Consider the following 14157-nt stretch of genomic DNA (forward strand, 5'->3'; position numbering starts at 1 on the left):
TGCAGCGTGGGCTCGGTCATGGGGGCATTCCTGGAAGAGATGCCGCCCATTGTAGAGCCGAGCCCATGCTCGGCCGGGTGTTCCCGTGATGGGGTGGGGGGGCCCCCCCCCGGGGGGGGGGGGCCCCCCCCCCCCCCCCTTTCTGTTTTCTTCTGACCTATCCTTGGCCCATGCCCTCCCCCCGTTTCCTCGACTCGCTGCAGTCCGTTACCGCCACCGACTGGGACGCGCTGCATGATGGCCGCAATCCCTTCGTCAGCTACGCCTTCCTGGCCGGACTCGAAGCCCACGGTTGCCTGCGCGGGGATTGGGGCTGGCAGGCATGGCATTTCACCCTGTGGGAGGGCGACGTCCTGGTCGCGGCGATTCCCGGCTACCTGAAGACCAACTCCCACGGCGAGTTCGTGTTCGACCACGCCTGGGCCAATGCCTATGCCCGGCATGGCCGCGACTACTACCCGAAATGGCTCGGCGCCGTGCCGTACTCGCCGGTGACCGGACCGCGGCTGCTGGCCCGGGACGATCCAGCCCGCGCGGGCGTGCTGTCGGCCCTGCGCGGGGCGCTGCCCACGCTGGGCGTGTCCTCGGCGCATATCAACTTCCACACCGCAGCGGATGAAGCGCTGTTCGGCGATGACTGGCTGTTGCGCGAGGATATCCAGTTCCAGTGGCAGAACCCGGGCGACTGGACGACGTTCGATCAGTTCCTTGGCGCCATGGACCACAAGCACCGCAAGAACATCCGCCAGGAGCGCGCCAGGGTCACCCGCCAGGGCATCGGCTTCCGCGTCGTGCACGGCGATGAGGCCAGTCGTGCCGACCTGCAGGCGATGTACCGTTTCTACCTGCAGACCTTCGTCGAGTACGGCAATGCACCGGCGCTCACCGAGCCCTTCCTGCGCCACCTGGCCAGCAGCCTCGGGCGCGGCCTGGTGATGTTCCTGGCCGAACAGGACGGCGAACCGATTGCCGGCGCCCTGTGCCTGCGTGGGGGCGACACGCTGTATGGCCGCTACTGGGGTGGCGCTACCCTGCCTGGCCTGCACTTCGAGGCCTGCTACTACCAGGGCATCGAGTACTGCCTGCGCGAAGGCCTGACCCGCTTCGAGCCCGGCGCACAGGGCGAACACAAGCTGGCGCGCGGCTTCCTGCCGACGCGGGTGCGCAGCCGGCACTGGGTGGCCGATGCGGATTTCGCAGAAGCTCTGCAGGACTGGTGCCGGCAGGAGCGCAGGGACGTGCGGCGCTATGAGCAGGCGTTGCAGCAACACAGCCCGTTCCGCACGCAGGACTAGCGCCGCCGCAGAATGGATGCGTCGGCATCGCTACACTCCCGGCATGACCCGTCAATTGCCCTGGCGCCTGGACGATGCGCCGGACGCCCCCTTCCCGCCCGCTGAAACCGCGCTGCGCAGTCCCGACGGCCTGCTGGCCGTAGGCGGCGACCTGCATCCTGCACGCCTGTTGAATGCCTATGCCGGCGGCATCTTCCCGTGGTTCAGCGACGGCGAGCCGATCCTGTGGTGGTCACCGGACCCCCGCATGGTGTTCCGCACCTCCGGCGTACACCTGTCCAGCCGCTTCCGCCGCCAGCTGCGCGGCAGCCACTGGGAGGTGACTGCCGACACCGCCTTCAGCCAGGTGATGCGCGCCTGTGCTGCCGCGCCGCGCCCCGGACAGGACGGCACCTGGATCAGCCCGGCAATGGTCGAGGCCTACAGCCGGCTGCACGACCTCGGGTTCGCCCATTCCGTCGAGGTCTGGGACCGGCAGACCCTGGTCGGTGGCATCTATGGCGTGGCCATCGGTACGGTGTTCTTCGGCGAAAGCATGTTCAGCGGCGCCAGCGGCGGCTCCAAGATCGCGCTGGCCGCGCTGGCGGCCACCCTGCATGGCTGGGGCTGGGAATTGATCGATGCACAGGTGGAGAATCCACATCTGCTGCGGCTGGGTGCGGTGCACCTGCCACGCGCCGCGTTTCTGGACCACGTGCGGCAGGCCGTGCGCTGCCCGGGGCGTGAAGGCCCGTGGACCCGGCACATGGGCCGCTTGCCGGCCCGCGTCCTGGCCGGGGGTTAACATAAACTTTGCAAGCCGGCCGCGTCCCGCGTAAAATACTGCGCCTTAGGCCCAGCGTGGCCGTTTTCTGAACCGCACAGGACTACATGTCGAAAGACGATTCCATCGAGTTCGAGGGCACCGTCAGCGAGACGCTGCCGAACACCACTTTCCGCGTTCGTCTGGAAAATGGGCACGAGATCATCGCCCACATCTCCGGCCGCATGCGCAAGAACTACATCCGCATCCTCACCGGTGACCGGGTCAAGGTTGAAATGACCCCGTACGACCTGACCAAGGGCCGTATCACCTACCGCATGAAGTAAGCGGTCGGCGCGTCGCGCCACTTCGACAAGGCCAGCCTGGGTTGCTGGCCTTTTGTCATGCCCGCTCTCCGGCCCTGCCGGAGGTCATCGTGACCGATCTCACCATGACGTCAGTCAGCCCTGCTTGCGGCAGATTCGCAGTTGCGACAGCGGCAGCATTCTGGGATCCGATCCACTCCGGATCGCCACCCCTGCCCCGCCATGAACCTCACTTCCCTGCTCGCCCCCTTGGCCTTGTCCGCCATCGCCCTGCTGGCCCCGTCCGCCCATGCGGCCGACACCCCGGCGGCGCAGTGCGTGCCGCTGTCCGGCGAACAGCAGATCGTTCGCGCCGGCGCCGACAGGAACATCCTGCTCCGCTCCGGCGAAGCGCACTATGTCGTGCACTTCCGCAACAGCTGCCCTTCCGCCGTGCTGGCCACCCGCCTCGGCTTCACGACCGACGGCAAGGAGGCTGACACGCTGTGCAGCGAGGGCCGAAGCAAGCTGGACACCGGTCGCGGCTCCTGCGAGGTGGCGCGCATCGAGCCGATCGATGCCGAGCGGTTCACGCGTGAAGCGCGCCGTCGCAGCCGCTGACACCTGACAGCACAAGGGCGGCCGAAGCCGCCCTTGCCCTTTCCAGTCCTTCACGCCACAGCCCGTGGCGTCAGCTCACTCCACCGTGGCCGGCAGCAGCCGCTCCGGCTCGGCCTGGGTCTCGACCACCAGTTCGTCGTCGCGGACATCGATGCTGACCTTGCCGCCGTTGACCAGCTTGCCGAACAACAGCTCGTCGGCCAGCGGACGCTTGATCTTGTCCTGGATCACGCGCGCCATCGGACGGGCACCCATCAGCGGGTCGAAGCCATGGTGGGCCAGCCAGTCGCGCGCGGTCGGCGTGGCCGACAGGCTGACGTGCTTCTCCTGCAGCAGCATCTCCAGCTCGATCAGGAACTTGTCCACCACACGCAGGATGTGCTCGAAGCCCAGCGCCTGGAACTGCACCACCGCATCGAGGCGGTTGCGGAATTCCGGGGTGAAGCTGCGGCGGATGGTCTCCATCGCGTCAGTGGCGTGGTCCTGCTTGGTGAAGCCGATCGAACGCCGCGAGGCCTGGGCCGCGCCGGCATTGGTGGTCATCACCAGCACCACGTTCTTGAAGTTCGCTTCACGTCCGTTGGTGTCGGTCAGCACGCCCCGGTCCATGACCTGCAGCAGGATGTTGAAGATGTCCGGGTGCGCCTTCTCGATTTCGTCCAGCAGCAGCACGCAATGCGGCGTCTTGACGATCTTCTCGGTCAGCAGGCCGCCCTGGTCGAAGCCGACGTATCCCGGGGGCGCACCGATCAGGCGGCTGATCGAATGCGGCTCCATGTACTCGGACATGTCGAAGCGGACCAGCTCGATGCCCAGCTGCAGGGCCAGCTGCTTGGTCACCTCGGTCTTGCCGACACCGGTCGGGCCGGCAAACAGGAAGTTGCCGATCGGCTTCTCCGGATTGCCCAGGCCCGAGCGCGCCAGCTTGATCGCCGACGACAGGGTCTCGATGGCCGGGTCCTGGCCGAAGATCACCATCTTCAGGTTGCGCTCCAGGTGCTGCAGCACATCCTTGTCGGTGGCGCTGACCTGCTTGGTCGGGATGCGCGCCATCTTGGCAATGATGGCCTCCACTTCCTCCACGTCGATCAGTTCCTTGCGCTGGTCCTCCGGCAACAGCCGCTGGCGCGCACCTGCCTCGTCGATCACGTCGATGGCCTTGTCCGGCAGCAGGCGGTCACCGATATGCTTGACCGACAGGTCCACCGCGGCCTGCAGCGCCTCGTCGGAGTACGTCACGCCGTGGTGGGCTTCGTACTTGCCCTTCAGGCCCTGCAGGATCTCGTAGGTCTCACCCACGGTCGGCTCGACGATGTCGATCTTCTGGAAGCGCCGCGCCAGGGCACGATCCTTCTCGAAGATGCCGCGGTACTCCTGGAACGTGGTCGAGCCGATGCAGCGCAGCTCGCCCGACGCCAGCGCCGGCTTGATCAGGTTGGACGCATCCATGGTGCCGCCCGACGCCGAACCGGCACCGATGATGGTGTGGATCTCGTCGATGAACAGCACGGCATTGGGCACCTTCTTCAGGGCCGTCAGCACGCTCTTCAGGCGCTTCTCGAAGTCGCCACGGTACTTGGTGCCGGCCACCAGTGCGCCCAGGTCGAGCGAATAGATGACGGCATCGGCCAGCACCTCCGGCACCGAGCCCTCGACGATGCGCCGGGCCAGGCCTTCGGCGATCGCGGTCTTGCCGACGCCGGCCTCGCCCACGTAGAGCGGGTTGTTCTTGCGACGGCGGCACAGGACCTGGATGGTCCGCTCGATCTCGTCGGCACGCCCGACCAGCGGGTCGATGCGTCCGGCCCGGGCCTGCTCGTTGAGGTTGCTGGCGAACTCGGTCAGGGCATCCCCCTTCGGCTCGCCCTCCCCGCCCTCGGCCCGGCTCTCGCCTTCGGAGGAAGGCTGTTCGCCCTCCTCGCCCAGCTTGGCAATGCCATGGGACAGGTAATTGACCACGTCCAGGCGGGTCACGTCCTGCTGGTTGAGGTAGTAGACGGCATGAGAGTCCTTCTCGCCGAAGATGGCGACCAGCACATTGGCGCCGGTGACCTCCTTTTTGCCCGAGGACTGCACGTGGTACACGGCCCGCTGCAGCACGCGCTGGAAGCCCAGCGTCGGCTGGGTGTCGCGGCCATCGTCTTCCGCCAGGCGGGACACGGAGGCCTCGATGGCCTGCTCCAGCTCCTGGCGCAGGCGGTCGGCATCGGCACCACAGGCCTTCAGTACGGCCTGGGCGGACGGGTTGTCGAGCAGTGCCAGCAGCAGGTGTTCGACCGTCATGAACTCATGCCGGGCCTCACGGGCGCGCTTGTAGCACTGGCCGATGGTGTGTTCGAGGTCTTTGCTGAACATGGATTACTCCGGCGGCAGATGGGGACAATATGCGGCCTGACTACGCGATTTCCATCACCCTAGCGGATTGCTGCGTTCAGATGGCGTTAGCAGTGCGGATTGCTTGATCTTCATTCACTCCCGGACAGCCCACCCATGAGCGAACCCTACCTGAGCCGCTGGCGATTGCGACGTGATGGTCCCGCCATCCGTACCCCGCACGCCCGGCTCTGGCCGGTACTGACCGCCGACGACCTGCCGGCAATGCTGAAGATCAGCAGTGAAACCGAAGAACAGAACAGCCATCGCCTGCTGCGCTGGTGGGACGGCGACGGTGCCGCGCGCCTGCTGGCGCACGAGGGGCCGGCCATCCTGATCGAGCGCGCCGGCGGCCAATCGCTGCGGGAGCGCTCGATCGGCGGCGATGACAGCACCTGTACCACGATCCTGTGCCAGGTCCTGCAGCGGCTGCACCGGCCACGGAGCGCACCGCCAGCGGAGCTGGTCTGCCTGCCTACATGGTTCGCCGACCTGCTGCAGCCAAGGGGCTCGCTGCCGCCACTGCTGGAACAGTGCAGATCGCTGGCGGTCGCGCTGCTGGAGGCCGAACAGGAGGTCCGGCCGCTGCACGGTGACCTGCACCACGACAACGTGCTCGACTTCGGCACGCGCGGATGGCTGGCGATCGACCCGAAACGGCTGATCGGTGATCGCGCGTTCGACTACACCACGCTGTTCAGCAATCCCGACCTGTGCGGTCCCGGCATCCACGTCGCGACCCGGCCGGAGCGCTTTGCGGCCCGGGTGACCGAGGTCAGCGCCCTGGCGGACCTGGATCGCACGCGCCTGCTGCGCTGGATCGCTGCCAGCGCCGGGCTGTCGGCCGTATGGTTCCGCAATGATGGCGACCCGGCCGATATCGACGAGACAGTCGCGGCGATGGCACTGGAGGCGCTGGCGGAGGGGTGATCCCGCTGCAGCCGAGCATGGGCTCGGCTCTACAAGAGGCCGGTCAGGCCTTTTCCATCGTGCACAGCAGCGGATGCTGGTTCATCCGTGAATACTCGTTGACCTGGCCGACCTTGGTCTCGGCCACTTCGCGGGTGAACACGCCGCAGACGCCGCGACCGCGGGTATGGACATGCAGCATCACCTGCGTCGCCTTGTCCAGGTCCATGTTGAAGAACTGCTGCAGCACGTCCACCACGAAATCCATCGGGGTGTAGTCGTCGTTGAGCAGCATGACCTGGTAGAACGGCGGCGGCGCCACTTCCGGGCGCGCGGGCTCCACGGCGATGCCGTGCTCGTGGTGGGAATCGGGGGAAGACTCGCGGGGCATCCGGTCATTATAGAGGTTGCCGCGCGCCCGCGTCGGCCCTCCCGGAATGGACGGCACGGACGGCCGCCGTCACAATTGCCCTTCCCACCCCGGTTTCACAGGATTTTCATGAAAAGGACCCTTCTGCCTGCCCTGCTGATCGCCCTGGCCTGTGCCGGTCCGGCGAGCGCAGCCGATGCCGACGCCGCTGTCGGCCGCCTGCTGGACAAGCTGGGCTACAACTACGAGGTCGACGAGGATGGCGACTACCGGCTGGTGTTCGACGTCGAGGGCGACCGCACCCAGATGGTGTACGTGCGCTCGGCGGTGGAAGACTTCGGCAGCCACAACATCCGTGAGATCTGGTCGCCAGGCTACACGTCCAAGACCAAGCAGTTCCCGGTCGCGGTCGCCAACCGCCTGCTGGAGGACTCCCAGGACGCCAAGATGGGCGGCTGGGTGAAACAGGAGGCGACCGCGATGTTCGTGGTGAAGATCGACGCCGATGCCACCGCCGACCAGCTCAGCGACGCCATCGATGCCGCGATCCGCACCGCCGACGCGATGGAACTGGAACTGACCAAGAAGGACGATCTCTGAGGTGAACGCCACGCCGGACCCGCGCTGGGCACCACACGCCACCGTCGCCACCATCGTGGTCGACGGCGGCCGCGTGCTGCTGGTCGAGGAGACCATCGATGGCCGCGCCGTGCTCAACCAGCCTGCCGGGCACCTCGAGCCCGGCGAGAGCCTGGCCGAGGCGGCGCTGCGCGAGACCCGCGAGGAGACCGGCTGGACGGTTCAGCTGACCGACTTCATCGGCTGTTACCAATGGACGGCGGGCGACGGTACGACGTTCCTTCGCTTCTGCTACGCGGCGCGCCCGGTCTCGCATGATCCGGCGCAGCCGCTCGACACCGGCATCGACCGCGCGCTGTGGATGACCCCGGCCGAGCTGCAGGCCGCCGGGCAGCGCCAGCGCAGCCCGCTGGTATGGCAGGTCGTGGCGGACTATCTGGGTGGCCAGCGCCACCCGCTCTCGCTGGTCCGGGAGGTCGCATGAGCACCCCGCGCGTGATGGTGGGCGTTTCCGGTGGCGTCGATTCGTCGGTCGCCGCTTGGCGGCTGGTGCAGCAGGGCGAGGCCGTGGCCGGCCTGTTCATGCAGAACTGGGCCGACGACGGCAGCGGCGACTGCCGCGCCGAGGATGATCGCCGCGATGCGGTGGCGGTCTGCGGCCTGCTGGGCATTCCCTTCCATTTCCGCGACTTCTCCAGCGAGTACTGGCAAGGCGTGTTCGAGCATTTCCTGGCCGAGTACGCCGCCGGCCGCACCCCCAATCCGGACGTGCTGTGCAACCGCGAGGTGAAGTTCAAGCACTTCCTGGACGCGGCGCGTGAACTGGGCGCCGAGCGCATCGCCACCGGCCATTACGCGCGGGTGACCCAGCGCGGGCACCAGTGGCTGCTGCTGCGCGGCGCCGACCGCTCCAAGGACCAGAGCTATTTCCTGCACCAGCTGGGGCAGGAGCAGCTGGCCGCCACCCTGTTCCCGATCGGCGACCTGGAAAAGAGCGACCTGCGCCGGATCGCCCGTGACGTCAGCCTGCCGACCCATGCCAAGAAGGACTCCACCGGCATCTGCTTCATCGGCGAGCGCGACTTCCGCGAGTTCCTCGGCCGCTACCTGCCGGCCCGGCCGGGACAGATCCTCGACCCGGCCGACGGCAGCGTGATTGCCGAGCATCCGGGCGTGTTCTATTTCACGCTCGGCCAGCGCGAGGGCCTGAACATCGGCGGCGTGCGTGGCCGCCCGGCCGCGCCGTGGTACGTGGTCGGCAAGGACGTGGCCAGCAACGTGCTGTATGTCGATCAGGACCGCGACAGCCCGTGGATGCTCTCCGAACGCCTGCGTTCGGAAACCGCGCACTGGATCGCCGGCGCACCACCGGCCCGGCGTTTCGAATGCACTGCCCAGACCCGCTACCGCCAGCCCGACGAGCCGTGTACGGTCGATGTGCTGGACGATGGCAGCGTGCTGGTCACCTTTGCCCGCCCGCAGCGGGCCGTCACGCCCGGCCAGTCGCTGGTGCTGTATGACGGCGAGATCTGCCTGGGCGGTGCGGTGATCGCCGCCACCGATGCGCCGCTGGAACAGCGCCTGCGCACCACCCCTTCTCCTTTTGAGGTAATCGCTGCATGAGTTTCACTGTCGACGACCGCGTCCTGGCCCTGGCCGGCATTGCCCAGGCCCTGCAGCAGGTGCGCCGCATCGCCGATACCGGCCATTCCGACGCCGCCGCTGTACGTACCGCGGTGGACAGCGTGTTCCGCGTCGACGCGTCCTCTCCGCAGGAGGTGTTCGGCGACCGCCACGCGCTGAAGTCGGGCCTGCGCCTGCTGCACAACTACTTCCGCAACCAGGGCCAGGATCCGATCCTGCCCAAGCTGGCATTGTCGGTGCTGCAGCTGGAGCGCCGCTTCGTGCAGGACGGCGCAACCGTCAACAAGGTTGCCGCGGGCATCGAGCAGGCGCAGCGCAAGGCCGCCGAACTGGGCGACAGCGGTCACCCGGATGTGCTGGCCAGCCTCGGCGGCGTCTATGCGGACACCATCAGCCATCTCAAGCCGCGGGTGATGGTGCAGGGCAACCCGCATTACCTGGGCCAGGCCGGTGTGGTCTCCGAGATCCGTGCCCTGCTGCTGGCCGCCGTCCGCGCCGCGGTGCTGTGGCGGCAGGTGGGCGGCAGCTACTGGGACTTCCTGTTTGGTCGCAAGGCGATGGTCGAGGCCGTGGACCGCCTGCTGGCCTGACCGTTGCATCCCCCGGGCATGGCCCGGCGCTACCGCATGGCCTGACCGTCGCGCAGCGCTGCAGGGGTACCGCCGGGCCATGCCCGGCGAGCGTCCGGCGCCGGGAAAACCGCGCATTAAGAAAGCGCATAGACGGTTAAAAGAAAGGGCCCACGGCCGATACATCCTCCGTGCACCTCCCGAGAACGTCCATGTACTCACGCATTTTCATCCGTCTGGCCGCCCCGCTGGCCCTGACCCTGCTGCTCCCCTTCGCCATCGGTTTCGAATGGCCGGCCGCCCTGCGCTGGGCGATCCTGACCACGATGACGCTGAGCTGGCTGGGCTTTGCGTGGTGGACCGCGCGCGCCCAGGCGCACCGCTCACCGGAACAGGCCCGCGTCCTGCGTGAGCAGGACCAGCTGCTGACCGAACTGCGCAGCTTCGTCGGCAACGAAATCGACGGTTCGCGTGGTGAAGTGGAACGCGCCCGCGACCTGATCCGCCAGGCGGTATCGAGCCTGGGCGGCAGCTTCGATGCAATGAACCGCAAGTCACGCCAGCAGAGCCAGGCGCTGTCGCGCATCGTCGACCGTGCCGGCGATGAAGGCAGTGCGGGCCTCGACGTTGCGCGGTTCGCCCAGCATGCCAGTCATCGCATGGAACAGCTGGTGGAAGCGCTGGAACAGGTCAGCGGCCAGAGCTCTACCACCGTGCAGCACATCGACCAGATGGCGCAGCACCTGGACGGCATCTTCGCGCTGCTGGAAGACGTCAAGTCGATTGCCGACCAGACCAACCTGCTGGCACTGAATGCCGCCATCGAAGCGGCCCGTGCCGGCGAGGCCGGCCGCGGCTTCGCGGTGGTCGCCGACGAAGTGCGCAACCTGTCCGAGCGCTCGACCACCTTCAACGAACAGATCCGAAAGCTGGCCCACAGCTCCAAGGACGCCATCGCCAAGGTCCGCGAGACGGTCTCGCACATGGCTTCGCGCGACATGGACCGCTCCCGCGAAGCACGCCAGGAAGCAGCGGCCATGCTGGACAACGTGGCGCAGATCAATGCTTCTCTGGGCGAAGGCATGCGCGAGGTGTCCGAGTGTGCGCGTGCCATCGACGGCAGCGTCGCCGAGGCCGTGCGCGCGCTGCAGTTCGAAGATATCGCCACGCAGGCGCTGGGTGGCGTGCATACCCATCTCGACCGCCTGACCGCGATCAACCGCGAAGCGGTGGCCCTGCAGGAACTGCTGCACCGCAATGGCGGCGTCTTCGACGAAGAGATCGCCAGCGCGCTGCAGCGCACCGGCAACCGTCTGCGCGAACTTCGCAACGAATGGGAGCGCCCGCCGCACAAGCCGGTCGCCCAGCAGAACATGGGCGCCGGTACCGTCGAACTGTTCTGACACGCGTGTCCGCTGCCCTCTCCGGCAGTCTGCAAGGCCCCGGCTCGACCGGGGCCTTTGCCTGTGATCCACCGCCGAATGCATCCTGTACGCGCCCCATGGCCCTGATCAGCGCCCCGCCCTCCTCCCTCACCGACATCGAACGCCCGCGCAACGCCAGCGTGCGAGAACAGCTGCAGCAGCTGGAAAAGGTCGCGCATGAGGAGATCCGCGAGCTGCAGCAGCTCGCCGATGCGCGCTCGCCCTCGCCCGGTACCGCCGGCGAACTGCTGGGCATGGCCTGGGACCTGGGGTTGGATGGAGATGCCCTGAAGTAGCGCCGGGGCGTCTGCCGGGTCTATCGCGGCCCGAACACGAAAGAGCCGAGCGTCGGCTCGGCTCTACGGTGAAACAGGCCCATGCTCGGCTGAGGCGCAGGGATATCCATCGCTCCGACCAGAAAGCGCCGCCGAGCCCATGCTCGGCTCATATGCGCCGCAGGTTCATCGCAACCGGACAGGCCTGGAGACCGCGGGTACGCGGTCACAAATCGTCAACGCACCAGCAGCGCTTCGTTGCCGGCGTCCGTGCGCGACGGTGACTGATGCTGCTGGCGCAGCCACTGCGCCAGGTCGCGCGGGCTCAGCGGCCGCGAGTACAGGTAGCCCTGGATCTCGTCGCAGCCCTGGCGGCGCAGCATGTCTTCTTCCTGGTGCGTTTCCACACCTTCGGCCACGACCTTCATGCCCAGCGCGTGGCCCAGGTGCACGATGGCCTGGGTCACCTCGGCCGTACCCGAGTCGTGCAGCATGCCCTGCACGAAGCTGCGGTCGATCTTCAGGCGGCCCACCGGGAACCGGTTGAGGTAGTTGAGGTTGGAGAATCCCGTTCCGAAATCGTCCACCGCCAGCGGAACACCGTGCCGTTCCAGCACGTCGAAGCAATGGCGAAGGATGTCGGTGTCACGGATCAGCGCCGACTCGGTCAGCTCCAGTTCCAGGCGCTGTGGCGGCCAGCCATGGGCATGGCAGATCTCGATCACCCGCTCGGCGAAGCCGCGATCACGCAGCTGCACGGCCGAGACGTTCACCGCGATGCGGTCGAAGTGCAGACCGGCTCTGTCCCAGGCAGTGGCCTGGCGGCAGGCTTCGTTCAGTACCCAGTCGCCGATGCGCACGATTTCACCGCACTTCTCGGCGATGGGAATGAACTCGGCCGGACTGCAGTAGCCGATGCCGGGTCGATGCCAGCGCAGCAGTGCTTCGATGGCCGGCGGCTCGCCAAGGTGGGCGTGCAGCAGCGGCTGATAGGCCAGGCTGAACTCCTCGCGCTCGATCGCGCCATGGAGTGCATGCTCCAGCTCAAGCCGGCGCTGGATGCGGGCCAGTGCGTCCTGGCTGTAGTACTGGTAGGTGTTGCGACCGGCTTCCTTGGCCGCATACATCGCGGCATCGGCGGCGCGCAGCAGTGAATCGAAATCGGTCTGGGTATCGCCCAGCATGGCGATGCCCACGCTGGCCCCCACCTTCAGCGTGGTATCGCCGCGGCGCAGCGGCTCGGCCAGCGAGCCGATCAGCTTGCGCGCCACGTGGCCAGCGTCTTCCGGTTCGGCCAGGTCGCGCAGCACCACGATGAATTCGTCACCGCTGAAGCGGCCGAACAGATCGTTGTTGCGCAGGTTCTGGTGCAGCCGGGTGGCCGCCGCCTTCAGCAGGGCATCACCGGTGGCATGGCCGAAGCTGTCGTTGATGGTCTTGAAGCCATCCAGGTCGATGAACAGCATCGCCAGCGAGGTGCCGCGATCACGCGCTTCCTCGATTGCTTCAGCCGTCTGCTCGCCCAGCAGCACCCGGTTCGGCAGGCCGGTCAGCAGGTCGTAATGGGCCAGCAGCTCGATTCGCTCATTGGCCTCGCGCTCTCGCGTGATGTCACGGAACAGCACCACGAAGCGTGGCGGCAGGCCATCGCGCCGATCCAGCTCGATCAGCACCTGCACCCATACGCGCAGGCCGGATTGACGATAGAAGCAGAGATCCAGCTGCTCGGGCAGTCCGCCACCGGCAATCCGGCCCAGCGCCGCCTCGAACGCACTGCGCGAGTCCTCGGTGTACAGCGCCAACGCCTGGTCCAGGGTGATCGGCTCCTTGCGCAGTCCGTGGATGCGATAGCACTCTTCGGTCCATTGCATGTGCCGGGTCTGCACCTCGATCTCGCACCCGCCGATGCGGCCCAGGGCCGAAACGCGGTTGAGCAGCTCGGTACGCCAGCGGATCAGCGCATCGGTCTGGTGCTGTTCGGTGATGTTCTGCACCTGGCCCAGCAGCCGCTTGGGCTGGCCCTCGCCGTCCAGCAGCGGCTGCATCCACAGCCGCAGATGCAGCGATGGTTCGCCGCTGCCGCGGGCCAGCTCCAGTTCGAGGCTGGCGGAGCGGCCATCGCGCCACAAGCGGCGCCAGGCTGCCCGCAGCGCTCCACGTGAACGCGGATGCAGCTGCTTGAGCCAGCGTCGCTGGCCGGGCACGTTGCCGGGCTCAAGTGCGAGCAGCGAACGCAGTTCGGGCGACCACCAGAAGGAGCCCGTGCCTGGATCGAACGACCAGCTGCCCATGCTGGCGATGCGCTGCGCCTCGCTCAGGTGCACCTGCTGTTCGTGCAGCAACGCCTCCAGCTGCTTCTGCTGTTCGATGTCGGTGTGGGTGCCGACCATCCGCAGCGGCTGGCCGTCGGCAGTGCGCGCGACCACGCGGCCACGATCAAGCACCCAGCGCCACTGCCCGTCGGGCTGGCGGAAGCGGAACTGCGCGCTGTACTGGTCGCTGGTTCCACGCAGGTGCTGATCCAGCGCGGCGCGCACGTGGCCGATGTCCTCGCCGTGCACGCGCGCCAGCATTCCGCTGGCGGTCTCTTCGCCCAGGCCAGGGGTGCGGGTGACGCGATCGCTGGGAATATCCCAGTCCCACAGGCTGTGGCCAGCGCTGTCCAGCGCCAGTTCCCAGCGTCCGCCACCCGCCAGCGGCACAGGTTCCGGCACGCTCAGGGTGAAGGCCAGCAGATTGCCGGCGCCGTCATGCACGGCGCGCAGGTGGCCGTCGTAATGGCCGCGCGGCCCTCCCGGCAGGCTGCACGCAACAATGCCACCGTCGGCCGCCAGCAGACGCAGGTCCTCCAGCATCGGCGCGTAGGCCGCGACCGTCGCCGGCAGGCCATGCTCGCGCGCGGCCGGATTGGCTGCCAGCGGACGGCCAGTGCGGTCGACGATGACCAGCGCCGACGCGAGCGGATGCTGCAGCAGGCTGGCGATGATCCCTTGGTCCACGCGATCTTGCTCCGGATGAAACGCCCGACAGCGGGGCACGCAGTGGTTAACG

At 67.5% G+C, this 14157-nt stretch carries 14 protein-coding genes; 11 read left to right on the top strand and 3 right to left on the bottom strand.

All coding sequences use genetic code 11. The features are described 5' to 3' along the window. Positions 1 to 170 precede the first annotated feature (170 nt). The 4 genes from ACVOMM_RS15875 (at position 171) to ACVOMM_RS15890 (ending at position 2963) form a co-directional block, all read left to right on the top strand. Positions 171 to 1295, top strand: a complete 1125-nt coding sequence (locus tag ACVOMM_RS15875; protein ID WP_481526491.1) for a GNAT family N-acetyltransferase — start codon at positions 171 to 173, stop codon at positions 1293 to 1295. Positions 1296 to 1338: 43 nt separating this feature from the next. Beyond that, a complete protein-coding gene (gene aat, locus ACVOMM_RS15880) occupies positions 1339 to 2079 on the top strand; it encodes a leucyl/phenylalanyl-tRNA--protein transferase (protein WP_481526492.1) in 741 nt (246 codons plus the stop codon). Between the two features lie 86 nt (positions 2080 to 2165). Further along, positions 2166 to 2384, top strand: a complete 219-nt coding sequence (gene infA, locus ACVOMM_RS15885) for a translation initiation factor IF-1 (RefSeq protein ID WP_005409596.1) — start codon at positions 2166 to 2168, stop codon at positions 2382 to 2384. A gap of 201 nt (positions 2385 to 2585) precedes the next feature. Next, positions 2586 to 2963 (top strand): hypothetical protein, encoded by a 378-nt coding sequence (locus ACVOMM_RS15890; RefSeq protein ID WP_065182195.1) that lies wholly within the window; start codon positions 2586 to 2588, stop codon positions 2961 to 2963. Positions 2964 to 3038: 75 nt separating this feature from the next. Here ACVOMM_RS15890 and clpA read toward each other — a convergent pair whose 3' ends face one another. After that, positions 3039 to 5318 (bottom strand): ATP-dependent Clp protease ATP-binding subunit ClpA, encoded by a 2280-nt coding sequence (gene clpA / locus ACVOMM_RS15895; RefSeq protein WP_065182194.1) that lies wholly within the window; start codon positions 5316 to 5318, stop codon positions 3039 to 3041. Between the two features lie 135 nt (positions 5319 to 5453). On the opposite strand from clpA, the gene ACVOMM_RS15900 reads away from it, so the two are divergent. Beyond that, positions 5454 to 6266 (top strand): APH(6) family putative aminoglycoside O-phosphotransferase, encoded by an 813-nt coding sequence (locus tag ACVOMM_RS15900; RefSeq protein WP_053517941.1) that lies wholly within the window; start codon positions 5454 to 5456, stop codon positions 6264 to 6266. Positions 6267 to 6309: 43 nt separating this feature from the next. Here ACVOMM_RS15900 and clpS read toward each other — a convergent pair whose 3' ends face one another. Continuing rightward, entirely contained in the window at positions 6310 to 6636 is a 327-nt protein-coding gene (gene clpS, locus ACVOMM_RS15905; protein WP_053517940.1) for an ATP-dependent Clp protease adapter ClpS, read from the bottom strand. Positions 6637 to 6744: 108 nt separating this feature from the next. On the opposite strand from clpS, the gene ACVOMM_RS15910 reads away from it, so the two are divergent. From ACVOMM_RS15910 to ACVOMM_RS15935, 6 genes are all read left to right on the top strand, one after another. Next, on the top strand, positions 6745 to 7215 hold the full coding sequence (locus tag ACVOMM_RS15910) for a hypothetical protein (RefSeq protein ID WP_053517939.1): 471 nt from the start codon (positions 6745 to 6747) through the stop codon (positions 7213 to 7215). A 1-nt stretch (position 7216) separates the two neighbouring features. Continuing rightward, complete coding sequence (locus ACVOMM_RS15915; protein WP_065182192.1) at positions 7217 to 7678, top strand: NUDIX hydrolase; 462 nt, start codon at positions 7217 to 7219, stop codon at positions 7676 to 7678. Then, positions 7675 to 8817, top strand: coding sequence for a tRNA 2-thiouridine(34) synthase MnmA (gene mnmA / locus ACVOMM_RS15920; protein WP_053517935.1), 1143 nt, complete (start codon positions 7675 to 7677; stop codon positions 8815 to 8817). The genes ACVOMM_RS15915 and mnmA overlap by 4 nt, the downstream gene beginning before the upstream one ends. After that, complete coding sequence (gene hflD, locus ACVOMM_RS15925) at positions 8814 to 9428, top strand: high frequency lysogenization protein HflD (RefSeq protein WP_053517934.1); 615 nt, start codon at positions 8814 to 8816, stop codon at positions 9426 to 9428. Before mnmA ends, hflD begins: the two co-directional genes overlap by 4 nt. Before the next feature lie 191 nt (positions 9429 to 9619). Continuing rightward, positions 9620 to 10810 carry a methyl-accepting chemotaxis protein gene (locus tag ACVOMM_RS15930; RefSeq protein WP_053517932.1) on the top strand — a complete coding sequence of 397 codons (1191 nt, stop codon included), beginning with the start codon at positions 9620 to 9622 and terminating at the stop codon, positions 10808 to 10810. Positions 10811 to 10908: 98 nt separating this feature from the next. Beyond that, positions 10909 to 11127, top strand: coding sequence for a hypothetical protein (locus ACVOMM_RS15935; RefSeq protein ID WP_193396554.1), 219 nt, complete (start codon positions 10909 to 10911; stop codon positions 11125 to 11127). Between the two features lie 215 nt (positions 11128 to 11342). Here ACVOMM_RS15935 and ACVOMM_RS15940 read toward each other — a convergent pair whose 3' ends face one another. Continuing rightward, positions 11343 to 14105 carry a bifunctional diguanylate cyclase/phosphodiesterase gene (locus ACVOMM_RS15940; RefSeq protein ID WP_053517927.1) on the bottom strand — a complete coding sequence of 921 codons (2763 nt, stop codon included), beginning with the start codon at positions 14103 to 14105 and terminating at the stop codon, positions 11343 to 11345. Between the last annotated feature and the right edge of the window lie 52 nt (positions 14106 to 14157).

Source organism: Stenotrophomonas sp. STEN009 (assembly GCF_056760395.1).